Origin of the sequence: Lyngbya sp. CCAP 1446/10, assembly GCF_026130175.1 — a bacterium.
Classification (GTDB): Bacteria; Cyanobacteriota; Cyanobacteriia; order Cyanobacteriales; family Microcoleaceae; genus Microcoleus.
On record NZ_JAIGNI010000046.1, the window covers coordinates 23,284 to 47,069 of the forward strand.

Genomic DNA, 23,786 nt, shown 5'->3' on the forward strand with positions numbered 1-23,786 from the left:
TCAAAAACTAGGTCTATAAGCATTCTTCCTTCTTCCTTCTTCCTTCTTCCTTCTTCCTTCTTCCTTCTTCCTTCTTCCTTCTTCCTATGATTGTTTTTCCAGTTCAGATTTCATCCGTTCCAGCGTTGAGTTCATTTGCTCAAACATCTGCTGGGGCGTGATGCCAAATTGATTGAGCTGTGTTTTTAACTGCTCTACAGTCATCTGAGCCATGAAGTCCTCAGACAGCTCGAAGCGCTTCATAAAAATCCGGTAGCGGTCCATCATGGATTCCATCTGAGCGATGAACATTTTCTTGCCTTCGCGATCGAATTTGCCGTAATTGCCGCCTAGTGTGACGAGAGATTGATAGTCTTCAAACAACAGCTTGGCTTCTTGCTGAACAATTTCTGAATCAAAAAATCCCATAACTTTCCTACCTAATTTTTTAATATTGAATTGATTTTGATCTAGGCCGGCAATCCCGCTGCCTTTGGTAGTATTTTATCATTTGCCGGAGGAAGTCCCTACCCCTCAAGGCGCAAGAATCAGTAGAAATTTCCGTACAGGATAGTCGGAGAGGCGGAGAATGGGAGATGGGGAGATGGAGCATCTCATTTTTGCAAAAAGCATTTTTTGACAGTGGGAGCGTCCCTGCTCAGGAACTTTTTATCCGTCGCGAGCTTTGTAAATGACTAATGACTAATGACTAATGACTAATGACTAATGACTAATGACTAATGACTTCAAACTTGCCCAATACGTTCTAGTGGCCAAAACCTGACTACAGCACGGCCGATGATATTTTTCTTAGGTAAAAATCCCCACCTGCTGGAGTCGTTGCTATTGTTGCGGTTGTCTCCCATCACGAAGTATTGATTTTCCGGGACGACATAAGGCCCCCACTGATATTTAGGAGGTTCGGCAATATATTTTTCGACGATGGGTTTGTCGTTGAGGTAGACTAGACCTTTTTTAACAGCAACGGTTTGACCAGGCAAGCCAATTACCCGTTTGATAAATGCTTGGTCGGCGGTAAAGCCTTGTTCTTGCAACTGTTCCGGCGGGGCGAATACTACGATATCGCCAGTTTTTGGGGTTTCGAGGTAGTAGGAGATTTTTTCGACTACGACGCGATCGCCCACGCGCAAAGTTGGTATCATAGAATCTGAGGGTATGAAACGCGGTTCTGCCACCAACGCTCGAATCACTATTGCTAAACCCAAAGCAATAATTACTATCTGAATATTTTCTCGCTGCGACTTCCAGGCTTTCATCCACCAGGTTTCAGCCGGAATTTCTACTACTTCTGTACCCAAATTCTTTTTTTCAGATGTCATGAAAGTCCTCGCTATATAGTTGCCACTAATTATCTAATTGCCATTGAAGTAAGTCGCTCTAATTAAACGTAAAACTTTGTTTGGCTATTCAGAAACCCGTCAGGGAAGAGACGGGGATGCTACCCTACAGAAACCGAGTTGATCTGTCTTAGGTTTTTTTGAGACGAAAATACTTAGAAAAGTTGAGTGCATTCTGTTAATATTAACTCATAAAAAAGGTAGAGAATTTTAATTCTCTACCTTTTTTTATGTAAGGATTGTGAGTTATTTGCGATCGCGAGATTAGTTATTTCACAACTTTACTCCCGATGCGATCGCACGCCACTCAACCTTACTCAGCACCTTGGGGCAGCAATTCCCGCTTTTGACCTTGCAGCACCTTCACAACACCGGCTTCATCCACATCCACAACAGCGGTGTCACCGTCTTTGATGCGGCCAGAAAGGATTTCCTCAGCCAAACTGTCTTCCAACAACCGCATGATAGCGCGGCGCAGGGGTCGAGCTCCGTAGCTGGGGTTGTAGCCTTCTTCTACCAGCCTTTCTTTGAATTTCTCGGTCACTTCCATCGTGATTCCCTGTTCTGTCAAGCGGCCGAACACTTCTTTGAGCATGATGACGGCAATTTCCTTGACTTCTTCCTTATTCAACTGACGGAAGACGATAATTTCGTCAAGTCGGTTGAGGAATTCTGGGCGGAAGTAGTTCTTGAGTTCTTCGTTAACCAAAGAGCGAATGCGGTTGTAAGTAGCATCGGCTTGGTTGTCGCTGAACTCGAAGCCGAGGCCACCGCCACCTTTTTCAATCACCTTAGAACCGATGTTGGAAGTCATAATCAGCAGCGTATTTTTGAAATCTACGGTGCGACCTTTGGCATCGGTTAAGCGGCCGTCTTCCAATATTTGCAGGAGCATATTGAAGACATCGGGGTGGGCTTTTTCGATTTCGTCGAACAATACGACGGTGTAAGGACGGCGGCGGACTGCTTCTGTGAGTTGTCCGCCTTCGTTGTAGCCGACGTAGCCTGGAGGGGAACCGATTAGTTTGGAGACGGTGTGACGTTCCATGTATTCGGACATATCCAGTCGAATCATCGCGTCTTCGGAACCGAAGAAGTAGCCGGCTAGGGCTTTGGTCAATTCGGTTTTACCGACACCGGTGGGCCCGGAGAAGATGAAACTGGCGATCGGGCGATTGGGATTTTTCAACCCAACGCGAGCGCGACGAATGGCACGGGAAACGGCTTTCACTGCTTCTTCTTGGCCGATCAAACGCTGGTGCAAGGTATCTTCCATGTGCAGCAGCTTTTCGGACTCAGATTCAGTTAGTTTGTTAACCGGTACGCCCGTCCAGCTTGCGACGATTTGAGCGATATCTTCTTCGGTAACTACTGGCGATGGATCGGTGTCGCCACGGGCCGCCGAGTCGGTTTTTTTTGCTTGGGAAATCGCGCGAATTTCGGCTTTGATCGTCATTTCTCGATCGCGCAATTCGCCTGCTTTGTCAAAGTCTTGAGAACGCACCGCTTCGTCTTTATCTTTGAGGACTTTGCGGAGTTCTTTATCAAGTTCTTTGGCTGCGGGGGGAAGTTGGGAGTTGATCAAGCGGACTCTGGAACCAGCTTCATCTACCAAGTCAATAGCTTTGTCTGGGAGGAAGCGATCGGAGATGTAGCGGTGAGAGAGTTTGGCTGCGGCTTCCAAGGCCGTATCCAAGATTTTCAGCTTGTGGTGCTGTTCGTAGCGTTCCCGCAGACCGAACAGAATCTCGATCGTCTCATCAACGGTGGGTTCGCCGACCATCACGGGCTGGAAGCGTCGCTCTAGGGCGGCATCGCGCTCGATGTGCTTGCGGTACTCATCAAGGGTTGTAGCACCGATACACTGGAGTTCGCCTCTAGCCAAAGCTGGCTTGAGAATGTTGGCTGCGTCGATCGCGCCTTCCGCCGCACCAGCACCGATCAAAGTGTGCACTTCGTCAATCACCAAAATCACGTTACCCGCCGTGCGGATTTCGTCCATGATTTTTTTCAGGCGCTCTTCAAATTCGCCCCGGTATTTCGTACCAGCGACGAGCAGGCCGATGTCGAGGGTGACGACGCGCTTGTCTTCGAGGATGTCTGGGATGTCGTTGTTAGCGATGCGCTGGGCCAGGCCTTCGGCGATCGCAGTTTTACCGACTCCGGGTTCGCCGATCAGTACCGGGTTATTTTTGGTACGGCGACCGAGGATTTGAATTACCCGTTCGATTTCTTTTTGCCGACCGACTACGGGGTCAAGCTTACCATCGACCGCCATTTGAGTCAGGTTGGCTCCAAATTCGTCCAGGGTTGGGGTTTTGGTGCGAGCGCCGCCGCCAGTGGCTGCGACTTCTGCGGTTTCTCCCAGCATCCGAATCACTTGGGTGCGGACTTTCGACAAGTCTACTCCCAGATTTTCCAGGACTCTGGCCGCTACTCCTTCACCTTCGCGAATCAGGCCGAGCAGCAGGTGTTCGGTGCCGATATAGTTGTGTCCGAGTTGGCGAGCTTCTTCGAGGGACAGTTCTAGAACCCGCTTGGCGCGAGGGGTGAACGGAATTTCGACTGCTACGAAGCCCGAACCGCGCCCGATGATTTTTTCGACCTCAATCCGAGCATCTTTGAGGTTGACCCCCATTGATTTGAGGACTTTAGCCGCAACTCCGGTTCCTTCCCCGATCAGACCCAGGAGGATCTGTTCTGTCCCTACGAAGTTGTGACCCAGGCGGCGAGCTTCTTCCTGGGCCAGCATGATTACTTTTATTGCTTTTTCTGTGAAGCGTTCAAACATGATTTATTCCCACCTGCTATATGCCCGTTTTGAGGTCACGCTCGCACAACGAGCGTTTTTGTTCGAGTTTTAACTCGTGATGCTAATTCTAGCGCGACACTCCCACCGCTCTGCCGCACTCGGCTGCGGTTGCAGATTCCAGGCTCATGTTGCAGGGTGGCTTTCAACTGGGAAGACCCAAATGGTGGCTGACCTACAACCTCCCCTAGACTGCCAGAAGATTGCTCTTCTCGGCCTGTGCCCAACCTACGACTACGTATTGATGGATTCTAGCACAATGTTTTTTGCGATCGAGCGCGATCGTAAATTCATACATCTGAAAGTGTGTGGAGGTTGCTTCACAAAACTTATGTGTTACGGGCGCGATCGAGCTTTTCGATGTTAATCCATTGCGCGATCGCAGGGGAGGTCAAAAACCAGGTTTTTGCAGAAAATCTTCGCTGTAGCCATCAAATTAATTGAAAAACCCGGTTTCTTTGGTCAGGAGTGCGTCCGGTGTAATTGTCACGCGCTTGGCTTAGCTCTCAAGTAGCATTCCTCAACTTTGAGGATTTAAAATTCACAGCGGTCTCTACAAAACCGCAGAAAAGTCAAGCCTAAAAGATCCTTGTCGGGAAGTCTAGTTCCGAAGCCCAGAGACTCCACAAATGAGCTGAACTCAAGCCCAAAAAAGCCAACAATGAGGCGAAGGGGGAGGCGTTCTATTGTACAGGAGGAGATTCGTTGGTTGTTTCTAAAGTAGACCTCTTGCAAAAATCCGAAAATACCCTGAAACCATCTGCGTCAATCTGTGTTTATCTGCCCGATATCTGCGGTTGCTCTATGACTTGAAGATTTTTGCAAGAGGTCTAGTCACAACCCCATCGCCTCCAATAGTTCCATTTCGCAAGAATAAAAAAAATGCCTTGGGATCTGCGAACATAAATCCGTCATTTCCAGAAATAACTTGGAAACCAAATTGAGTGGGAATTCCGTTCTCGAAAGCCAAAACAGGAGCGTCAGGGAATTCGTCAAGATCACTGGCCGTATAGGTAACAGGAGTTAAACCTGGGGAGCATCTCAGTTTTGCATTTCTAGTGCGAGCGTCCCCGCTCGCTCCTACCTACAATACGCGAGCGGGGACGCTCGCACTATAATAAAAAAATGCTTTTTGCAAAACTGAGATGCTCCCCATTCTGCGGACTAAAGTCCACACTACGAACCAATCTTATTGCGATCAATCGACCGGACACGAGATCGCGTTTGATTGACTGGACTTGAGGTTAAAAGCTGCACAAAATCATATTCAAAACGGCCAAAGGTCGATCGCCCGCTATCATTTATTCCGCCGCAGCCGATCGCAAATTTGCACTTTCTCAACCGCCAAATATTGCTGAAAATCCGGTTTTTCCATGCCACTGCGCCACATCACCAGAGCATCTTCTCCCGTGTCTTCGTAGTATCGTTTGCGCCTTCCTGCTTCTTGAAATCCAAATTTTTCGTACAGCGCCACTGCTGCTAAATTGGACGATCGCACTTCTAAAGTTGCCCGTTCTAATTGTCTGTCACAAGCCGATTTGAGCAAGGCCCAAAGCAGAGCTTGTCCCAAGCCCCGACCTTGAAAGCGCGGATCGATCGCCAAAATGGTAATGTGAGCTTCTTCTAAAATTGCCCACAAGCAACCCAAGCCGATCAGCGTTTGGGTTGCTTGTAGGGGCGGTGCCCCGGTGTTCGCCCGGTTTTGAGGGGAGAAAATATCAAAAGGATCGAGTTCGCTATCCAATTTTTCTGAGGCGCAGTCTGCTGTTTCCCATGTCCACAAACCCAATAAATCGCTGTTAGGACTGCCTAACTCGCGCCTGTAGCCTTCGAGCGTCCAAAGTCCGCCAAAACAAAGGCGATCGAGCTCGACCGCACTGTTGAGGTGTTCGGCGGCGATCTGTTTAATTTCTAGAAAACGCACGGCAGTAAATTGTACACTAGAAAATAAAGTAGCGATTAGTTTTTTTTGCTATTGTCGAGTAATTGCTAATCAGTCTCTAAACATTAGTCTACAGCAGCGACTGTTCGCTGCCGGCTAAGGACTTCTGAAAAATGAATAATCACCAAGGATAGTTATTGCGCCGATGGTATCAACTCAATCTCTCAGGGTGGAATCTGGACTTCAGTACCTGTCTGAGTCTCAAGAGGCTCTCTCAAGTCGATCGCCCAATCAAGAACTTTTACCGCTGACAGCCCGCGTTAACAGCCGAGATCGGCTAGAAATCGGAGGCTGCGAAGTGACAGCTTTGGTGGAGCAATTTGGCTCGCCGCTGTACATTTTAGATGAAGAAACGCTGCGGGCGGCTTGCACGCAGTACCGGGATGCTTTTGCACGTTACTATCCGGGCGAAACTCAAGTGCTCTATGCTTCTAAGGCTTGGAGTTGTTTGGCGGTTTGCGCGATCGCAGCTTCCGAAGGTTTAGGCAGCGATGTCGTATCTGCCGGCGAAATCCATACTGCACTGCAAGCTGGCGTTACCCCTGACAAAATCTATTTCCACGGTAACAACAAGTCCCGCGAGGAACTACAGCTAGCTGTCGAAAGCGGCTGCACTACCGTAGCTGACAATTGGCAGGATTTAGAGACTCTTTCTGAGTTGGGAAAATTGGGTGTCACCAGTAAAAAAGGTGGGCCGACACGAGTGATGGTGCGGTTTACTCCGGGAATTGAGTGTCACACCCACGAGTATATTCAAACCGGCCAAATCGATAGTAAATTTGGCTTTGATCCCAATTCGCTCGATCGAGTATTTAAGTTCATCAGCGAACAGCCGTCATTATATTGTGTGGGAGTGCACGCTCACATCGGCTCTCAGATTTTTGAACTGCAACCCCACGACGACTTAGCCGAGGTCATAATTCAGGCCTTGACAAAAGCACAAAGTTATGATTTGCCTGCCACAGAAATTAATATTGGCGGTGGGTTGGGCATTCGCTATACTGAGACGGACGATCCTCCTAGCATTGACGATTGGGCTCGGACAATTTGCACCGCAGTGGTAGCAGCTTGCGAGCGGCAGCAATTGCCATTACCGAAATTGCTTTGCGAACCGGGGCGATCGCTCGTGGGTACAGCCTGCGTCACCGCTTACACCGTAGGCTCTAAAAAAGTAATTCCGGGAATGCGGACGTATTTAGCTGTGGATGGGGGAATGTCGGACAATCCGCGTCCTATTACCTATCAATCAGTGTATCGAATCCTCGCAGCCGGCAAAATGCGCGATCCCTTAACGGAAACAGTGACAATTGCTGGGAAACACTGCGAGTCAGGCGATGTTCTGATTAAAGATGCTAAATTGCCAGAGTGTCAGGCGGGAGATATTCTCGCCGTTACGGCTACAGGAGCATACAATTACAGTATGTCTTCTAACTACAACCGAGTACCCCGACCGGCAGCGGTTTTAGTGAAAAATGGGGAAGTTAACACGATTTTACAGCGGGAAACTTACCAGGATTTGCTGAGGCTCGATCGCCTTCCGGCACGACTCGGAACTCAAAAGTAAGAAGTAAAAAATAAAAAGTAAAGAGTAAAAAGTAAGATAATTCATTTTGATTTCTTGATGATTGTCTTTTAACTTTTTACTTTTGGCTTGTTTAGTCACGCGATTGGAATAACAACTGTTCATGGTTCACTGGTTCGAGTGCATCACGGTTCGCGGTTCACAGGCGGTAGCGTTCGATGAACCATGAACAATCAACAATCTGGCTATAACTTTGGCCTCGTTGAGTCCTTATTGGTTCAGGCGATCGATATTGGACTGGTATTTACGCTTGCGTATTTGGTGCTCGTCATCGTCGGGGAGCGCCGGACGCTGTGGATGGTACGGGGATTTATTATTTTGATGCTGGCGACGGCACTGAGCAACTGGGCTGGATTGAGGCTGTTACACGTTGCCCTCAACAGCTTGGTGACAGGTTCTGCTGTGGCAATGGCGGTAATATTGCAGTCGGAGTTTCGCCGATTTCTGGAACAATTAGGGCGGGGGGAATTTAGACAATTGTTTGGACGCGATCGCCGACCAACTCCCGCACCGGACAGCGTAATAGATGAAATTGTGGACGCAGTAAAAGAACTTTCGCAAAACCGCACGGGCGCTTTATTAATTGTAGAAACAGATTCTCCGATCGACGATCGGGATTTTTCAGTGCCGGGAGTCAAGCTAAATGCTGAAATCTCTAAGGAATTGTTGCAGACAATCTTTCAGCCGCAAACTTTGCTACACGATGGTGCCGTTTTGATTCGAGCTTCGCGGATCGTGTCGGCGGGGGTAATTTTGCCTTTGTCCGATCGCAGCGCGTCGCGACAGTTGGGAACCCGCCACCGGGCGGCGATGGGGATTACCGAACGGGTGCAAGCTTGCGTGTGCGTCGTGGTGTCTGAGGAAACGGGTTCGATTTCTCTGGCGCATATGGGAATGTTAAATCGACCTTTGACTAGCAGCAAACTTAAGGAATTGCTGGAAGCAAAGCTGTTTCCGTCGGAGGGAGAAAGAGTTGTCGCTCCAATTCCGATCGGCAATTTCGGACGGCAGATAGGATTGAAGGGAGTGACACTGTTAAAGCGGATACTGCGCCGTTAGTCGGGTAATCGGGAGAAACCATGAGTCAAGGAATTTGCTTGGAAAAGCTGCCTGCGGATCTACAAAAAGAACTACTGCCTAAGCACATAGCAGTGATTATGGATGGCAATGGGCGCTGGGCTAAGAATAAGGGGTTGCCGCGGATTGCGGGACACCGCCGGGGGGCTAGCGCCCTGAAAGAATTGTTGCGCTGCTGCAAAGATTGGGGGATTCCAGCTTTAACGGCCTATGCTTTTTCGACGGAGAATTGGGGGCGGCCGGCCGGAGAGGTGGATTTTTTGATGAGTTTGTTTGAGGGGAAGCTGCGACAAGAATTGCGGGAGATGGTGGACGAGGACGTGCAAATTCAATTTATGGGGAATTTGGAAGCTTTGCCGAAGTCTTTGCAGGCGGAAATCGAGCGTTCTGTGACGGCAACTAAGCACAATCGGGGGATTTTGTTTCGGGTGGCGACGAATTATGGCGGCCGCCAGGAGATTGTACAGGCTTGTCGGGCGATCGCCACTCAGGTACAAGAAGGCAAGTTGCAGCCGGAGGAGATTGATGAGGTTTTATTTAAACGCTATTTGTATACTGCTGATGTTTGCGATCCGGATTTGCTGATTCGGACGAGTGGGGAAATGCGGTTGAGCAATTTCTTGCTGTGGCAAATGGCTTATGCGGAAATTTACATTACTGAGACGCTGTGGCCGGATTTTGATCGATCGGAGTTTCACCGCGCTTTGTCTGATTACCAGCAACGCACCCGCAGATTTGGCAAAGTCTAACGATTTTGGATTTTGGATTTTGGATTTTAGATTAATTTTTCAGTTGCCAATTAGGTTGATTCTGAACTGTATTCCTCAATCTAAAATCTAAAATCGCCAATCTAAAATCAAATTAGGGGCCTGAGAAAACGGCATCTTCAATGTCGTGACGCGAGAGAGAGTATTTGAAGGCTCGCTGAATGTCTTTACCGTCGCCCCCCCCGTCAATGTAGCGGACGGTGATTTGGTCGATATCGAGTAAGAGTTCTGCTTTCCAGGTAGGTCGATCGATCTGCCAGCAGTGGAGTTCTTGCCGGTCTTGCTCGCAGCCGCGACTGATTAGCCACTGCTCGATTTCCGGGAGTGGATGGCTGTATAAAGGAGTATCAGCGGAAGGAAGAGTCATAGGATTTTATAGAAGAAGGAAGAAGGAAGAAGGAAGAAGGAAGAAGGAAGAAGGAAGAAGGAAGAGGGAAGTATATGTGGGGCGATGCACACCGCACCCAGAGGCTTATGAGTGCGTCGTCAAACCAATTTTTGCAGTCAACACTGTTTAATTGCCGCGAATTAAGCCGATCGCGATCGCCAGTACCAAACATCCGACTAAAGTAGTTCCCATGATAAACAGGGCGAATATTTCTCCTGGGGAAAGAGGGCGATCCGTGGGGTCTAGGTAAACCGAGTTAGAAATTTTTTCACGCGATCGAGAAACCGGAGTGTTGAAGCCTGGGGGCGACTGAATCACGTTCACGCGAGAGTAGCCTATTTTGAGGTCGTAGGCGAGGCGGCGTTCTGGGTTGCTGAGAGTGGCGTAGGCGTTGTTTAGCTGCTGAAATTTGGCCGTGGCGACGGAGGGCGGCAGGTCGGTGGTATCGGGATGGTAGAGTTTGCTCAGTTCCCGGTACGATCGCCGAATTTCGATCGCGGAGGCTGAAGGATGGAGCCCTAACAAGCCGTAATGACCGGAACCCAAGGGGGTTTTTCCTGAGATTTTTTGACTTTTGTTTTTCGCAGTTACCTGGTTAGGATTCACCTCAGCGCCTCTAGGCTTGTTATGAATATTTTTCGATCATTTTAGCCTAAATTTGGGGGCAACGCCTGTGTCGATCGCAAATTCCGCACATCCTCCAGCGTCAGCCCTGTGGTTTGGCTGATGGTTTCGTCATCGAGGCGTGAAAGTAGCTGTCGGGCGATCGTCAGCTTCTGTTCTCGCTTTCCTTCCTCTCGTCCTTCCTCTATTCCTGCTTCCCTTCCTTCCTCAGTTGCTTTCATAATCGCCCCCTGTTGGTCATAAATAAACTGTTCTCTTCTGTCCAAATCTGCCACTTCCTCGCGGCTTAACTTGGATTGATTCGCAATATTAAAAGCTTCCTGTATTTCGGGTATGCTATCCATTGCTTCTGGGATTGATGTGAGACTTCTGGCATTTTTCATGAAATAAATCCATTTATCTGCTAAGGTTTCAAGTTCCTCCTCTCCTTTAGTAAACTTGGGCAACTCTACAAACACTAAATCCAGGTCATTTTCGGGATAAGTAAAGTTTTTATTGACTTCCTTGAATACAAATCTCGAAATCCATTCTTCGCTGTTAGCAAACATTTCAAAATCCGTAATTGTTAAAGCAATCACTGGCTTCAGCAATCGATATCCTTGTGCTGCTTCCAATTGAAAAGCATAGGTTTTTGCTGCATTGTACAAAACTCGTTTGCCAAAAGACTGGACGTTGAGCACTTGCATTTCAATGATGACTAAAGTGCCGTCTTTGAGTTTGGCTTTCACATCCAGATAACTATCTTTTAAGCCTTCAAGTTTGGGCGGCAGATTTGGGTTGATAATTTCTAAGTCTTCGATGGTAGAATTGCCTTCATAAATTAAGGCGTTGAGAAAGCTAATCAGAATATCTTTGCTTTCTGATGAACCGAAGATTTTTTTGAAGGCGTAATCGGTTTTTGGGTTGATAAATATCATGGCTGTATATTTAGGTTTTTGGCTATTAGTTTTGTGACGGAGTAGGGGATTTGAGAGCTGTCAAACTGCTTATTTTGTTTCCGACAAAGGCTTGACATCTTGTGGCAAATGTGCATTAGCGATCGCCAATTCAGACTCTTCGCTGCTCTGTTCGCCGTCAATGGGAAGCTGGCAAGAAATTAGTTCTGTGACAATCCGATCGCCCAGAACATCTTCCCAATCCTGCAACTGCTCTCTGGCTGCGAGCGGGGAATTGACAGCGACATCTACGCCCATTTGGTGCAGGTTAAGGCTGTGAGTGGTCGATCGGCGGTTGACAAACTCCACCAACCAAACGCTCAATCCGACTGCAGCCATCAAAGGCAACACAATCCTGTAATCGCGGGTTAATTCAAACATCAACAAAATGGCTGTCAGCGGTGCTTTGGCGCTACCGGCGAGGATGGCGGCCATTCCCACCATTGCGTAGGCAGCAGGGCCTGCAACTCGATCGCTCAATGCCGGGATCATTTCCAAAAAGATGCCGTAAGCCGAACCCAGACAAGCTCCCAAAAACATCGCCGGAGCGAATATCCCCCCCACCAAACCGCTGCCGAGGCTGATTGCTGTCACCGCTAATTTGACCAATAGCAGCAACAACAGCAAAGGTAAGGAAAATTTCACATCTTGCAGCATCGCTTCAACTGTTTCGTAGCCTACGCCCAAAACTTGAGGAAATTGCAGGGCGACTAAGCCGACAATCGCGCCGCCGAGGATCGGATGAAACGGGCGGGGCAGTCGTCCGAGCCAACCAAATCCTCGGATTTTTCCTTGAAAACAGCGATCGGTAAATTGAATTGCTTCTGTATAAGCTAGGCACACAAAGCTCGCCAAAAGTCCCAATCCCATGTACAGCGGCAGTTCTAGCGGGCTGCGGACATCGTAGACAGGCAAAGCAAAGGCCGGCTGAGCTCCCAAACAAATTTGAGCGATCAGCGCCGAAACTACCGCAGAGAGCAAGACAACGCTGACTGACGAAGTGGCGAAAGTGCTAGCGAGCACGACTTCTAGGGCAAAAAACACTCCGGCGATGGGAGAGTTAAACCCGGCGGATAAACCTGCTGCTGCTCCCGCGCCGAGGAGCAAGCGCTGCCGTTCTGGGGAGAGCTGCAAGACTTGAGCTAGCAGCATTCCGAAGTTGGCACCGATTTCGACACTGGGAGCTTCCGGGCCGAGGGATGCGCCGGTGCCGAGGGATACTGAGGCGGCCACCATTTTGGTGATGGGTTTGAGGGGGGAGAGTTCTTGCAGGCCGCGGGTGGCTGCAATTAACGATGACATATTCGGGCCAAAATCCCGAAACCGCCAGCGCATCAGCCCGATGATGACTCCGCCTAGGGTTGGAATGCAGGCTAGCGTCCAAGGGCCTTTCGAGGCGATCGCGCCCATGAAGTCTTCCAGCATCAGGCTGTGGATGAAGTGGATGAGATAGTGAAAGGTGACGACGCCTGCGCCCGTAACTCCCCCTATGACTAGGGAGAGGATGAGCAAGAGGGTTTCTGGGCTAGGGTGCAGGCGGTTGAGTACCGGGCTGAGGCGGGAGGCTTCGGGAGTTTCTGCGGTTGGCTCAGGTGGCGGCAGATCCACAGGAGGGGTGGCTGTCATTTAACGGTTAATTCTTCTTTGAGAAGTTAGATAAATATTACATTTTATTTCTTATTCTCATTTTGAGTGATTTTAGGGGAATTGACAAGTTATGCGATTTTAGATACTTCGGCTTCGCTCAGTACAAGTTTGGGATTTTAGATTAAAGAATTGAAGAATTGGAAATTAATGATGAATCTGGTGCTTGAGAGCGCGAGCATATAGTTATATTTTTTTTGTCAAATCATGTTAATTAAGGTGTATTTTATGGCGGATTGTTTGAAACAGAGGCGGGGCTTAAATGACAGATTCGGAAACTCAGCAGATTCGATATTATTGTATGCTCACTCGATTTAAAAATTGAAGAATTTTAGATTTATTCCACTGATGAATCTTGGAGTTTGAACTAAGGTTTAAATTGTTTTTCCACGAAAAGAGTACCTTGCCGTGCTTCCAAATTTACACGGAAAACCGCAGATTTTGGGGGATGAACGGGGATTAACGCAGATGCAATTCCAGATGTTTTGGATTTTTGCAAGATGTTTCTGGCATTAGAATCTAAAATCTAAAATCTAAAATCTAAAATCACTTGATTGGTTGTTGGGCGGCCGGGATTCTGGGTCTGGGTTTGGCGATCGACATTAGCGGATCGCCGATGGTGGCGACTTTCCAGGGAGGGGATTCTAGCTGGCGGGCTGCGATTAAAAAGGGCGCACCTCGTGTTAGGCGATCGACCATTATTTTAGGTGGAAGAAATGCAGCCAAAAAAGGTTCGTTAACGCTACCAATATAGGCGTAAGCGCCATTTTCTAACCACCTGCCGGCAACGGTATTTGGATCATCTGGAGTTGATGCTGACCAACTATGAATCATGTGGATTGCTGCGGGAAATTGCAGTTTTGGTATGTCGTCAACTGGCGCATCTCCGTTACCGACTTGAAATGATTTTGGATAGCCTTTGGAATTCATCAATATTAAGTCAAATGTCCACGGTTTTGATGCTAAACTACGCCACTTTTGCAGGCTAGCTTCTGGTTGCTGCACTAATTCGACATTCAAGCCTATGCTTTTTAGTTCGCTAGCGGCTGACTCCATTTCATATTTTGCCCAATTTCCTTCTTTGGGGTAACTGTCATAAAGCATGGCTGTTTCGCTATCGAGAAATATGGCACACATGGCTTGATAGATCGATCGCACTTCTTCGCCATAAATCCAGCCGGCGGCGGCCCACCGTTCGCCGTTGGGATGCCTTCCCAAACCGTCGGTAACAGCCCATTGTTCGTCTTTGTTTTTGGGGGATTGATATTTTACTGCTAGTTGGCGTACAATGGTGATTGTGTCGATCGGGTCTCCGAGTTGAGAGTAAAAATATCCGGTGGATTCGACGGCTTTTGTAACCGCTGCTTGCAGATTTTTCCACTGTGCATCATTGAGGTTATCGTTGGGTTTTCCGAAGTTACCTTCGAGAAATACTAAAGGTTGGCCGCGGGCGGCTGCTAAGGCAACTGCTGCTGTACGTGCGGGGTCGTTTTCTGATGTGATTACTACTCCTGGGGGCTCCCAGCCAAGCTCAGTCCATTTTGCTTTTAAGGTTTGAGTATTCGTGGCATTCCAGGCTGCTGCTGCACTGTTGAGCATTAATTCTTGGAGTTTTTGACCTTTTGAGAGTTGCTGTTTGATGCTGGGTAAACGGACGATTTCTTCTGGTTGGAAGCGCTGCAAAAACATCGGCGCATATTTTTTATCTTCGATGAGAATGGGCCAGTTTCCTTGGAGATTCCATTTTTGGATTGCTGCTAAGAATGTGGCTTCATCTGGTACTAAAACTATGCGGTTGACGGTTGGTATCGCGGAGGATGTTGACTCGGAGGCCTGTTTGTACTGGCCAGGGTTCTTGTTTGGCTGAGGCGGGGAGTTGAAAGGTTTTTTTGAAAAGGCGATCGCACCCGACACCGATTATTGCTAAGCTTGCAATCAGGGCGATCGTCAGGAATTTAAGTTTTAAGTTTTTTTTCATAAGGCAAAAGAAGATCGGGACAAAACTCGATCGCCAACACTAGAAATTATGCGTATATTTTTATACAAATAGCAGATTTTAGAGCTATGACACAAGGAAAGATTGTCAGTGCGATCGGGATTATGACTGTTTGGGCGATCGGCTTAGCAACTACAAGTTTAATAATTTTCGCAGCCAATGGTTCCTCAGTCAAGCATCAAGTCCGACAATTGCTTGTAGCGAGAGAATGCCGGGGGTGCAATGGTCATTAGTCATTGGTCATCAGTCATTAGTCAGAGGAAAGGGCGATCGCGCCTGCAACCTTCATTTCCCGTTATCTGGTGAGGAAATGAAGGCGTGAGGTGCGATCGCCATTTTAATCGCTAGCAGTTTGGGCTACGAAGGGCGATCGGGCTGATGGAGTCAATAAGGGCGATCGTTGAGAGAGATGGTAACTCAAATATAGAGACTTTCGAGTTGTGGCAACAGCAGATGTTATAAGCGCGTCGGCTGCTGTCAAGGTTTAGCAGCCTAACGGACTGCGCTTCACGGGACGGTCATAGTGTTTGCATTATAAACCATAGCGTAAATCTCCGTTCCGTGTGCAAGCGCTTGTTAGACCGCAACGGCACAACTCTGTATACTCCAAGACTCAAGGTACTGATTTGGCAAGCTGTAAGTATTCCCAGATGTATTCACCATAATATTTGCCAGTGTCGTCACGAAATCCTTGTTTACATTTACGAGAAAAATCCACACTGCCTCGATTATAAGCAATAGCAACATAGAGTCTTTCTTTATCCGTTAAGGTGCTTTTACCGCTGCCATAAGCGCGTCTTAGTGCTGCATTAAGTTCGATAACGCACTGGTTTAGGCATTCATCAAAATCATACCACTTTTTTTGAAGAAAATAATTGGGCTTGTCCTTAAAAAATTGTAAGTCAAGTTGAAAGATGCCATAGCCACGACAGAATTTGTTGGGAAAAGAATCCGCAACCTTCTTAAACGATGGAACAACCTCGCCTACAGCTTCTAATGATGCACGGGCGATCTTAAACATTTCATCTCCCTTTGCCTGCTTTAACAAATCTGATTTGTTTTGTGGAAAAGCAGAGCGTCTAGGGGCATCTAGAGTATCACCCGTACAAAGTTTCAAGATTTCATCAATTGATCGTGTATTGTACAAATTCCCCCAAATATAATAAGTTTCTTGCATTGCGATCGCAGCCAGAAGATCCAAGCTAAATGGAGTTCCCGAAATAGCAGCGTTAACCTTGTCTCGAAATTGTTCTTTAAACCAGCCAATTGCCTGAATTCGTTTAGGTGCAGGATCTAAAAAATGACTTGCGACAAATCCTTCTAAGCGTTGCCCATCTTTGATTGTTAAGATATTCCACCAGTCACCATCTTCAGCAACACTAAGCTTAGAGATAACCTGATTTTGAGGAACAGATGTAATCTTATTGCTCTCCTCAACCTTGGGCGATGAGCGGATATTAAGGCTTGTTGCTTTGACAATGTAGAGATTGACCATTTTTAACTCCTGAAGATTGGATGGGTTTAGATACCGTATTTGCGATTCATATTTTGCAACTCTGCTGAACTGAGGATTTTAGCAACTTCAAAATGCATTCCATCTTTACGGCCATTGAAGTGACCACCCCAGTAGAAACCATACTCATTTGCAATTGGCACTAATGGTCGGACAGAACCTTTTTGTCCAACTAAGGCTGGAGTGTGTCCTAAAGGATTCCATGCGACGTTAATATCCAACGCAGAACCAAAAGCATGGTTGCTCAGCACAGTACGGCTTCCTCGAATGAACCTAGGAACAAAGCTTCCACCAAAAGTCAGTATCAGAGGGAGTAAGTCTTGCACTTGCCACACTTTCCACAACCCCTCTAGTTGAAGTGCTGCCAAACGATGAAATGTCATTTTGCCACTACTCGGTGCACCTGTAATAGTTTGGAAAATTGGTAGTTCAACTTTGATGATATTGTCACTTTCCCAAGTTCCAAGAATATCTATCGCTTCAGGATTATCAGGTCTTGGATTAGCTCGGTAATCGAACTTACCAAAAATAGCCTGACGATCGCGAGTGCTAACTAAAGGCAGAAAATTAGGCTTCGGCGGAAAATCAGGATCGATTGATACTCCATCAAAGCCGTCCTCCAGTGCTTTAGCATAAGTCTTTGGCCCCACACGACCATCTGGAGTCAAGCCTTTTAAGCGCTGATAGGCTTTAGTTGCATCTTCTGTATTCTCTCCAAACCGTCCGTCTGCTACATCCTTTAGAATATCTTGCCCAATGAGAAAGTTTTGCCAACGTTCGACAGCTTCGCCGATGCTGCCACGTTCTAACAATGAAAGAACCATGTTCAACTCCTAAAAATCAATAAAATGTGTAATCAATCAGTCAGCTATTAAGAAAATCCTCGGTTACGATTCGCCGAATGATTTCTGTCACAGCGGTAGCTATAGCTGTATCCACTTGAATTGCTACAGCATTCCCCGGACCCGGCTGGCTGCTACGCAAAGTTAAAGCAAAAAATCTGAATTTTGGCTCACTTGGATTCTGTCGATCAATGAATTGAGCAAACGCAGTGTAAACTAACTCTGTTACATTACGTTTTTCCGAGAACCCAAAGCCCAGTTTAGAAAGAACGACAAGCGAATCTACTACATTTTCAAGTCCAAGCGTCGAAATTGCTGTATCCACATATCGTGCGGTGTCTGTACCTAACGCAATAACTGCTTGCTCGATGCCTCTATCCGAAATGCCAGGTAATTTCTGTGTATTAGATAGTAGTCCGTGCCACCCGACAAAGGAAATAAATCTTGTTAAGTCATAAGCAGAAATTAAATTCCCTCCAGTAGCAGTCGATTGAAAACTTAAGATTTGGCTGCCGCTGGAGCGATCTCGAATTTCTGGGACTCCAATTGTTGCTGCAATCCCATATTTTCCACCAAACTCAATTGATTTAGTATTACCAGTTTGATTTTTGATCCATTGTTCTCGATTACTTTCAAAAGCATTCAAAGTTGCAGATAAAGCATTAGAGTGAGGAACATCTATTCTATAAGAACAGATATCAATTAGTGCGATAGGAAGTTCAAACTGTCGTCCCGCACTGCCTGTATTCTTCAGAATCAAGTCACTTGGGTTGCCAGGAATTCTATTTCCAACTTTAGATAGAACGTTCAGAATGGGAATGATTTTACTAGCGCTCCAACACTCAACAATATCAAGTGCTTTTTTGCCCAACCAACTTGTAGTTAGCTGTCCCCCATCAAAATGCCCTAGACAAATACAGGCTTCTGTAATGTCAGATCCTAAGAAATTTAAACTGCTAGTGCTAATCGTTGGTTTAGTTCCAATATTCGGATAATTAGAAAAACTGATTGATCCGGGCGAGCTACTCTTAATTCCTGCTGAGTTTGTTGCTGCCAAAAAATCTTTACCACGATAGATTGTTTCCTTGAATGGAGACTGTTGTGCACCCATATCTAGAAATCCTAGCTTGGCATCAGTAGCACCAACAGCCTTCTGAAAATCGTTATATTTCGTTGAAATACGACCTGGTTTGCTTGCATCATTCAAGACAGAGGGGATTTGCTGAGTGATTAATAACTTATCTGCGATTGGGGGAGTAAGTTGCAAAGGTGTAGTAACTGAAATAACGACTCCATTACAAAAATCTTTGAGTGCTCCTTCACTGCGTGAACCAAAATCACCATCAATCAACTTCCCGCCTGGATATAAGCCCAACCCTCTCAACCGCCTCTGAATTGCTAAACTTAATATTCGCTTGCTCCTGAGAGATGTCATATCTAGGGAAATAGAACCAGATGCAAATGCTTTCAAGGCATCTTGTCCATCTAATATTGAAAGGGAATCATCAATCTCGCCCAACGTCATAGGCCCAGCAACACCATCAGTCAGTAACCACGGGCGCTGAGTTTGAAAACGTTTAACTGCGGATTCTGTTGTTGCATCAAAACTTCCTGATGCTGTTGAACTGAAAAAACCTAATTTAATTAGTTTTTCCTGTAACTTACTAACTTCTGCACCGGATGAACCAAGAGAAAGAAGTGCCACTGATTTAACTCCTATTAAAATAACTAAAAAATAATCTAAGCTTTGCTATTTTAATTTTGTAAACAAAACTTAAAATTCACAAATTAAAGCCCACAAAAGCTTATTACAGCATCCCCATAAATATCTACTGTGGTTGAGGGGAAATGATATCAATATGCACATGATTATCATGACTAGGCGCATTTTTACAGAGTCCTTCAGCGGTAAGTGAAAGATCATTAAAGAAAATGCGTCTGATTTTATACTTGTCCTGATCGTGGATAGCTTTAAGCATTGCTCTCATTGCATCCCGATCAAATTGAGCATCCCTGAATGTAATACCACCGGCCTGACCATCTTTGCGAGGTAGCCGAAGATCACACGATAAACCAGTCTGATGGGTGGCATGGACTGGTGTAATACCTCCCTTTGGCTTACTTAAGTCATTAGTTTGAATTAAGGCTGCTGTTGGATGGCTAGAAAGATATACCGTCAGATAAATTTGAGCCGCAGCCTGAATGGTTTCAACCATCCAGTTTGTACCGAAATCATGATTATCTCCCTGACGTTCATCATGGTTGATAAAACCTTCAGAAGCAGAACCCTTCGGCATTTCTAACCATTGAGGTGCATTTGCTGCTTGTAAAAATTTGAGCGTAGGACCATTTAAGTCAATTCTGCCATCTCCAACAATTGTTGTTTCTCCTTTGATAATCGATTGAAATAGTTTAATTATGTCAATTATTTCAGAGTTTACGATCGAGTCTCGTGTTACTATAAAACCTAAATCAGCTAATCGATTTTTGACAGCAAGAACATCGTGAGATTGATTCTTACCACCTTGTCCTACACTACCATTTAGATTCAAACTTACTGAAAGTGATGCCATAGACTTTCACTCCTACCTTGAATAAATAAGCTGTCATCCCGCAGTTGCAATACAAGACTCTTCCCGATCGACTATCCCGCACATCTGCGGTTTAATCTTGAACAGTCTGAACAGCTTGTTCTCTGCCTTAATTCAAAGAATAAACCACTCAGATCGCCCTGCCGGTGAGAAAAAGTGACAGGCTTTTGTAAACTTACGTAAATTCCCTTAATCGATTTGAGATTTGAGATACTTCGGCTTCGCTCAGCACAAGTTTTAGATTGTGAAATTAACCTCATCCCAAATCCTGATTAAATACCCCCCTTATTTCTTAGTAGGTTAAGGTCGAATTCGTTTGTATAAATGCGGTTTCAACCGCCGAGTATAAAAGGGACTACCTTGCGGTTAATTTAATAAATTTGTTTTCTATCCTGAAAAACAACCCCCATTCAGAATATTCGGTAAATATACTGAATAAATCAACCTGACAATTTATGAAAGGACAAGAGGCGATCGCCCTAGTAGACATTTTGTTACAATCCGCAAATAAAAAGCAAAAACTCAATGACGTTCAATCCCTCGTCTTTCTGGAAACTTGGGAAGGACATTCTTATCAAGAGATAGCCGATCGCTTGCTTTACGAACACGATTATATTAAACAAGTCGGTTCGCATTTGTGGCAAAATCTCTCTCAAATCATCGGTGAAAAAGTCTCAAAACAAAATCTTCAAGCAGTCTTGCGCCGCTACCAGCATCGCAGCGTACCAGATAACTGCATCCAAGATTGGGGAGAAGCGATCGATATTTCTTCTTTTTACAACCGCCAACAGGAACTCGAAACATTAGAAACTTGGATTAGCGGCAATTCTACCCGTGCGATCGGTATTTTTGGCATTGGCGGTATCGGCAAAACTTCTTTGTCTGTCAAACTCGCTCAGCAAATTCAATCTCAATTTGAATTTGTGATTTGGCGCAGTTTGCAGCAAGCACCAACCTTAGATGTTATTCTCAGCAATATTTTACCGATTTTAACTAATTCATCGGCGACAACAAATAACTCTATTTCTGCTCTAATGGAACAGTTGCGGCAAAAACGCTGTTTGTTAATTCTCGACAATTTCGAGTCGATTTTGCAAGGGGGAAATCGCAGCGGACAATACCAACAAGGCTATGAAGATTACGGACTGTTAATTGCGCGCATTGCTGACGAATCGCACCAAAGTTGTTTGATTTTAACGGGGCGAGAACAACCGGGCGGGTTCGCTGTGCGATCGGGCGAAAATTTGCCCGTGCGATCGCTCAAACTCTTCGGCCTTTCACCGCCTGTATGCCAGCAAATCCTCGCCGATAAAGGATTAAACGCAACGCTACTACAAAGTAGAGATATTGTCAACTACTTTGGCGGCAATCCCCTGGCTATAAAACTTGCAGCAACGACTATTCAAACACTTTTTGGCGGTGATATTCAGGCATTTTTATTGCAAGGAAATACTGTTTTTAGCGATTTGTGGGATTTGCTCGATCGCCAGTTCGATCGCCTGTCCCCCCTGCAACAACAAATCATGTACTGGTTGGCCATGAATCAAGAAGCAGCGACTCCTGCGAGGCTAAAAGCTGAAATTTTGCCCAAAGTTTCAGGACGCGACCTGATGGAAGCATTGGAGGCGCTGGCGGGGCGATCGCTCATCGAAGATCGGCGATCGCTCAATGACAGCGCACCAACAACTTTAATGCTACAGCCGGCGATCGTCGAGTATATCACAGAACGCTTGATTCAAACCGCAATCTAAAACTTTTAATAAATTCCGGGAATTAGTTTTTTTACTCGCTGGCGATAGTCTGAATAGTCGGGATATTTTTCACTCAACCAGGTTTCTTCACGATTGGCTTTGATATCAAAAAATATCAGTAAAATTGCAGTAGCTATTAAGTGCGATATGCTCATCTGAAAAATTGTCCAACCAAAAGCTGCTAAAATTAAGCCGCTATATAATGGATGCCGCACTATGCTGTAAATTCCTGTTTGGATTAATTCTCCGTTTTCTATGGGATAGGGTAAAGGTGTGAGGTTTTTTCCTAAGTCGATCAATCCTTTGACGATTAAAATTAATGCACCCAAACCGAGCATGGCTGCCAGAAACCAGGTAAGATAAATTAATTGAGTTGATTGTATTTTGAATCCCGGCAGTTGATAAACTGGTAAGATGGCAAATCCTGCTAGTAATGCTCCTTGCAGCAATACTAAATATTCGCCACGGCTGTTGTGGCGCAAGCCTTCGCGGGTGAAACCCCAGTCAGTTAATAGTTGTTTCATAGTAAGAAGAAGGAAGAAGGAAGAAGGAAGAGGGAAGAAGGAAGAAGGAAGAAGGAAGAAGGAAGAAGGAAGAGGGAAGAAGGAAGAAGGAAGAAGGAAGAAGGAAGAAGGAAGAACAGGAATCAATACGGTTTAGCTAGTTGTTTTGACGCAAGCTTTCACGGGTGAAACCCCAATCAGTTAAGATTTTCATGGTAATAGGAAAGTTCGGCAACGGATTGTTTAGCGGATTTAACGGATAGATTTTGAGGTTCGAGGGAAATGAATTTTAGGTTGGGTAGACTGAAGTAATACCCAACCTAGGGCGAACAATGAACAGTCAACAATGAACAGTCAACAGTCAACAGTCAACAGTCAACAGTCAACAAATCTATTCTAGCCAGGGACGTGTCATTAGTTCTAGTTGGTTGACTTCATCTTGGCTTAAAGTCCAGCCTAATGCGCCTGCGTTTTCTTCGGCTTGTTTTGCGGTTTTGGCGCCGGGAATGGGGATGACTCCGTTTTGGGCTATTAACCAGTTTAGGGCAACTTGGGCGGGCGTGCGATCGCGCTTTCTCCCCATTTTCCGCAAGGTGGACATGACTAATTCGATTTTCTCAATCCCGGCTTTACTGAAGCGGGAGTCCATTTTGCGGGCTCCTGTCGGTTGTTCTTGGGTTGTGTATTTGCCTGTCAGCAATCCTTGGGCTAAGGGGCTGTAGGCTAAAATCGTTACTCCCAATTCGCGGGCTGCACGCACAATTCCTTGTTTTTCTACTTGCCGCGATAGCAATGAGTAACGGACTTGATTTGTTGCTAGGGGAACTCCTCTGGCTGCTAATGTTTTGTGGGCTTCGCGCATCTGTTCTTCTGAATAGTTGCTGACTCCTACTGCTTGAATTCTGCCTTGCTTGACTTCATCTGCTAAGGCGTTCATCAAGGTTTCTTGACTTAGTAAAAAACTGAATGGCCAGTGTACTTGATAGAGGGTTATTTGTTCTACTTGCAAGCGTTTTAAGCTGGCACTCAAGGCGTCGGAAACTGATTTTCCGGTAATCCGCCAAGGTACGGGGCCGAATTTGGTGGCTATTTGTACGGGTTGGCTGGTTTTTTTGATAAATTGTCCCAGCAATTCTTCTGACAAGCCGTTACCGTAGACTTCGGCTGTGTCGAAAAAGTTGACTCCGCTGTCTAGGGATGTTTTGAATGCTGCTTCTACTTCGGCGGGGCCGTAATTGCTGCCGTAGTTCCAAAATAGTTTGTCGCCCCACGCCCAAGTTCCGACGCACAGGGGAATGACGGCTGGGCCGTTTTGTCCTAGGGTAATGGTTGTCACGGTTTGTAAATCCACAATTCTTTATTGTCTATTATTTTTATAGGAATAATCGCTTTTGAGCTTCTAGCTGGAGGAGGAAAAGCGGCTGGTGGCGATATAAGCTGTTGTGCATCCCTATTCTGTATGGTGATTGAGGGGGAGAGGGGGAG

At 46.2% G+C, this 23,786-nt stretch carries 23 protein-coding genes; 8 read left to right on the forward strand and 15 right to left on the reverse strand.

The features are described 5' to 3' along the window. Positions 1 to 84: 84 nt before the first annotated feature. The 3 genes from K4039_RS18905 to K4039_RS18915 form a co-directional block, all read right to left on the reverse strand. Positions 85 to 408 (reverse strand): DUF1825 family protein, encoded by a 324-nt coding sequence (locus K4039_RS18905; protein WP_265237435.1) that lies wholly within the window; start codon positions 406 to 408, stop codon positions 85 to 87. Between the two features lie 317 nt (positions 409 to 725). After that, positions 726 to 1,319 (reverse strand): signal peptidase I, encoded by a 594-nt coding sequence (gene lepB, locus K4039_RS18910; protein ID WP_265237437.1) that lies wholly within the window; start codon positions 1,317 to 1,319, stop codon positions 726 to 728. 331 nt (positions 1,320 to 1,650) lie between these two features. Beyond that, complete coding sequence (locus K4039_RS18915) at positions 1,651 to 4,128, reverse strand: ATP-dependent Clp protease ATP-binding subunit (RefSeq protein WP_265237439.1); 2,478 nt, start codon at positions 4,126 to 4,128, stop codon at positions 1,651 to 1,653. A gap of 181 nt (positions 4,129 to 4,309) precedes the next feature. On the opposite strand from K4039_RS18915, the gene K4039_RS18920 reads away from it, so the two are divergent. Next, the gene (locus K4039_RS18920) at positions 4,310 to 4,513 is read left to right on the forward strand and encodes a hypothetical protein (RefSeq protein WP_265237441.1); all 204 of its coding nucleotides are present in this window, start codon (positions 4,310 to 4,312) and stop codon (positions 4,511 to 4,513) included. Between the two features lie 930 nt (positions 4,514 to 5,443). On the opposite strand, the gene rimI is transcribed toward K4039_RS18920, so the two are convergent. Beyond that, entirely contained in the window at positions 5,444 to 6,070 is a 627-nt protein-coding gene (rimI, locus tag K4039_RS18925; RefSeq protein ID WP_265237442.1) for a ribosomal protein S18-alanine N-acetyltransferase, read from the reverse strand. A 163-nt stretch (positions 6,071 to 6,233) separates the two neighbouring features. Here rimI and lysA point away from each other — a divergent pair, with 163 nt between their 5' ends. From lysA to K4039_RS18940, 3 genes are all read left to right on the forward strand, one after another. Continuing rightward, positions 6,234 to 7,652: a diaminopimelate decarboxylase gene (gene lysA / locus K4039_RS18930; protein WP_265237444.1), complete on the forward strand. Its 1,419-nt coding sequence runs from the start codon at positions 6,234 to 6,236 to the stop codon at positions 7,650 to 7,652. A gap of 183 nt (positions 7,653 to 7,835) precedes the next feature. Then, positions 7,836 to 8,729 carry a diadenylate cyclase CdaA gene (gene cdaA / locus K4039_RS18935; RefSeq protein ID WP_265237446.1) on the forward strand — a complete coding sequence of 298 codons (894 nt, stop codon included), beginning with the start codon at positions 7,836 to 7,838 and terminating at the stop codon, positions 8,727 to 8,729. Positions 8,730 to 8,749: 20 nt separating this feature from the next. After that, positions 8,750 to 9,496, forward strand: coding sequence for an isoprenyl transferase (locus K4039_RS18940; protein WP_265237448.1), 747 nt, complete (start codon positions 8,750 to 8,752; stop codon positions 9,494 to 9,496). A gap of 112 nt (positions 9,497 to 9,608) precedes the next feature. Here the strand turns inward: K4039_RS18940 and K4039_RS18945 are convergent, their stop codons facing one another. Further along, the gene (locus K4039_RS18945) at positions 9,609 to 9,815 is read right to left on the reverse strand and encodes a DUF3143 domain-containing protein (RefSeq protein WP_321161630.1); all 207 of its coding nucleotides are present in this window, start codon (positions 9,813 to 9,815) and stop codon (positions 9,609 to 9,611) included. Here K4039_RS18945 and K4039_RS29830 point away from each other — a divergent pair. Further along, entirely contained in the window at positions 9,715 to 10,032 is a 318-nt protein-coding gene (locus K4039_RS29830; RefSeq protein WP_321161631.1) for a hypothetical protein, read from the forward strand. The genes K4039_RS18945 and K4039_RS29830 overlap by 101 nt on opposite strands. On the opposite strand, the gene K4039_RS18950 is transcribed toward K4039_RS29830, so the two are convergent. The 4 genes from K4039_RS18950 to K4039_RS18965 form a co-directional block, all read right to left on the reverse strand. Beyond that, positions 10,029 to 10,508 carry a J domain-containing protein gene (locus K4039_RS18950; protein ID WP_321161628.1) on the reverse strand — a complete coding sequence of 160 codons (480 nt, stop codon included), beginning with the start codon at positions 10,506 to 10,508 and terminating at the stop codon, positions 10,029 to 10,031. The genes K4039_RS29830 and K4039_RS18950 overlap by 4 nt on opposite strands. A 41-nt stretch (positions 10,509 to 10,549) precedes the next feature. Next, positions 10,550 to 11,443, reverse strand: a complete 894-nt coding sequence (locus tag K4039_RS18955) for an Rpn family recombination-promoting nuclease/putative transposase (RefSeq protein WP_265237451.1) — start codon at positions 11,441 to 11,443, stop codon at positions 10,550 to 10,552. 69 nt (positions 11,444 to 11,512) lie between these two features. Then, positions 11,513 to 13,087 (reverse strand): chloride channel protein, encoded by a 1,575-nt coding sequence (locus tag K4039_RS18960; protein ID WP_265237453.1) that lies wholly within the window; start codon positions 13,085 to 13,087, stop codon positions 11,513 to 11,515. A 564-nt stretch (positions 13,088 to 13,651) separates the two neighbouring features. After that, positions 13,652 to 15,019, reverse strand: coding sequence for a hypothetical protein (locus K4039_RS18965; protein WP_265237455.1), 1,368 nt, complete (start codon positions 15,017 to 15,019; stop codon positions 13,652 to 13,654). Between the two features lie 150 nt (positions 15,020 to 15,169). On the opposite strand from K4039_RS18965, the gene K4039_RS18970 reads away from it, so the two are divergent. Further along, positions 15,170 to 15,334: a hypothetical protein gene (locus tag K4039_RS18970; protein WP_265237457.1), complete on the forward strand. Its 165-nt coding sequence runs from the start codon at positions 15,170 to 15,172 to the stop codon at positions 15,332 to 15,334. 380 nt (positions 15,335 to 15,714) lie between these two features. Here K4039_RS18970 and K4039_RS18975 read toward each other — a convergent pair whose 3' ends face one another. The 4 genes from K4039_RS18975 to K4039_RS18990 form a co-directional block, all read right to left on the reverse strand. Beyond that, positions 15,715 to 16,596, reverse strand: a complete 882-nt coding sequence (locus tag K4039_RS18975; protein ID WP_265237458.1) for an SH3 domain-containing protein — start codon at positions 16,594 to 16,596, stop codon at positions 15,715 to 15,717. Between the two features lie 26 nt (positions 16,597 to 16,622). Next, positions 16,623 to 17,438: a M15 family metallopeptidase gene (locus K4039_RS18980; RefSeq protein ID WP_265237460.1), complete on the reverse strand. Its 816-nt coding sequence runs from the start codon at positions 17,436 to 17,438 to the stop codon at positions 16,623 to 16,625. Positions 17,439 to 17,478: 40 nt separating this feature from the next. Next, a complete protein-coding gene (locus K4039_RS18985) occupies positions 17,479 to 19,161 on the reverse strand; it encodes a peptidoglycan-binding protein (RefSeq protein WP_265237461.1) in 1,683 nt (560 codons plus the stop codon). A gap of 124 nt (positions 19,162 to 19,285) precedes the next feature. Next, the gene (locus K4039_RS18990; RefSeq protein ID WP_265237463.1) at positions 19,286 to 20,029 is read right to left on the reverse strand and encodes a hypothetical protein; all 744 of its coding nucleotides are present in this window, start codon (positions 20,027 to 20,029) and stop codon (positions 19,286 to 19,288) included. A gap of 473 nt (positions 20,030 to 20,502) precedes the next feature. Here K4039_RS18990 and K4039_RS18995 point away from each other — a divergent pair, with 473 nt between their 5' ends. Then, entirely contained in the window at positions 20,503 to 21,798 is a 1,296-nt protein-coding gene (locus tag K4039_RS18995) for an NB-ARC domain-containing protein (RefSeq protein WP_265237464.1), read from the forward strand. 5 nt (positions 21,799 to 21,803) lie between these two features. Here the strand turns inward: K4039_RS18995 and K4039_RS19000 are convergent, their stop codons facing one another. Continuing rightward, complete coding sequence (locus K4039_RS19000; RefSeq protein ID WP_265237466.1) at positions 21,804 to 22,322, reverse strand: isoprenylcysteine carboxylmethyltransferase family protein; 519 nt, start codon at positions 22,320 to 22,322, stop codon at positions 21,804 to 21,806. On the opposite strand from K4039_RS19000, the gene K4039_RS19005 reads away from it, so the two are divergent. Beyond that, positions 22,314 to 22,490 (forward strand): hypothetical protein, encoded by a 177-nt coding sequence (locus tag K4039_RS19005; protein ID WP_265237468.1) that lies wholly within the window; start codon positions 22,314 to 22,316, stop codon positions 22,488 to 22,490. The genes K4039_RS19000 and K4039_RS19005 overlap by 9 nt on opposite strands. 202 nt (positions 22,491 to 22,692) lie before the next feature. On the opposite strand, the gene K4039_RS19010 is transcribed toward K4039_RS19005, so the two are convergent. After that, positions 22,693 to 23,637 (reverse strand): aldo/keto reductase, encoded by a 945-nt coding sequence (locus K4039_RS19010; RefSeq protein ID WP_265237469.1) that lies wholly within the window; start codon positions 23,635 to 23,637, stop codon positions 22,693 to 22,695. Positions 23,638 to 23,786: the final 149 nt, after the last annotated feature.

What these genes read in the sequence shown, in the direction of transcription:
- K4039_RS18905 (WP_265237435.1), bottom strand. Translation starts at nt 408, where the DNA reads ATGGGATTTTTTGATTCAGAAATTGTTCAGCAAGAAGCCAAGCTGTTG.
- lepB (WP_265237437.1), bottom strand. Translation starts at nt 1,319, where the DNA reads ATGACATCTGAAAAAAAGAATTTGGGTACAGAAGTAGTAGAAATTCCG.
- K4039_RS18915 (WP_265237439.1), bottom strand. Translation starts at nt 4,128, where the DNA reads ATGTTTGAACGCTTCACAGAAAAAGCAATAAAAGTAATCATGCTGGCC.
- K4039_RS18920 (WP_265237441.1), top strand. Translation starts at nt 4,310, where the DNA reads ATGGTGGCTGACCTACAACCTCCCCTAGACTGCCAGAAGATTGCTCTT.
- lysA (WP_265237444.1), top strand. Translation starts at nt 6,234, where the DNA reads ATGGTATCAACTCAATCTCTCAGGGTGGAATCTGGACTTCAGTACCTG.
- cdaA (WP_265237446.1), top strand. Translation starts at nt 7,836, where the DNA reads ATGAACAATCAACAATCTGGCTATAACTTTGGCCTCGTTGAGTCCTTA.
- K4039_RS18940 (WP_265237448.1), top strand. Translation starts at nt 8,750, where the DNA reads ATGAGTCAAGGAATTTGCTTGGAAAAGCTGCCTGCGGATCTACAAAAA.
- K4039_RS18955 (WP_265237451.1), bottom strand. Translation starts at nt 11,443, where the DNA reads ATGATATTTATCAACCCAAAAACCGATTACGCCTTCAAAAAAATCTTC.
- K4039_RS18960 (WP_265237453.1), bottom strand. Translation starts at nt 13,087, where the DNA reads ATGACAGCCACCCCTCCTGTGGATCTGCCGCCACCTGAGCCAACCGCA.
- K4039_RS18970 (WP_265237457.1), top strand. Translation starts at nt 15,170, where the DNA reads ATGACACAAGGAAAGATTGTCAGTGCGATCGGGATTATGACTGTTTGG.
- K4039_RS18975 (WP_265237458.1), bottom strand. Translation starts at nt 16,596, where the DNA reads ATGGTCAATCTCTACATTGTCAAAGCAACAAGCCTTAATATCCGCTCA.
- K4039_RS18980 (WP_265237460.1), bottom strand. Translation starts at nt 17,438, where the DNA reads ATGGTTCTTTCATTGTTAGAACGTGGCAGCATCGGCGAAGCTGTCGAA.
- K4039_RS18990 (WP_265237463.1), bottom strand. Translation starts at nt 20,029, where the DNA reads ATGGCATCACTTTCAGTAAGTTTGAATCTAAATGGTAGTGTAGGACAA.
- K4039_RS18995 (WP_265237464.1), top strand. Translation starts at nt 20,503, where the DNA reads ATGAAAGGACAAGAGGCGATCGCCCTAGTAGACATTTTGTTACAATCC.
- K4039_RS19000 (WP_265237466.1), bottom strand. Translation starts at nt 22,322, where the DNA reads ATGAAACAACTATTAACTGACTGGGGTTTCACCCGCGAAGGCTTGCGC.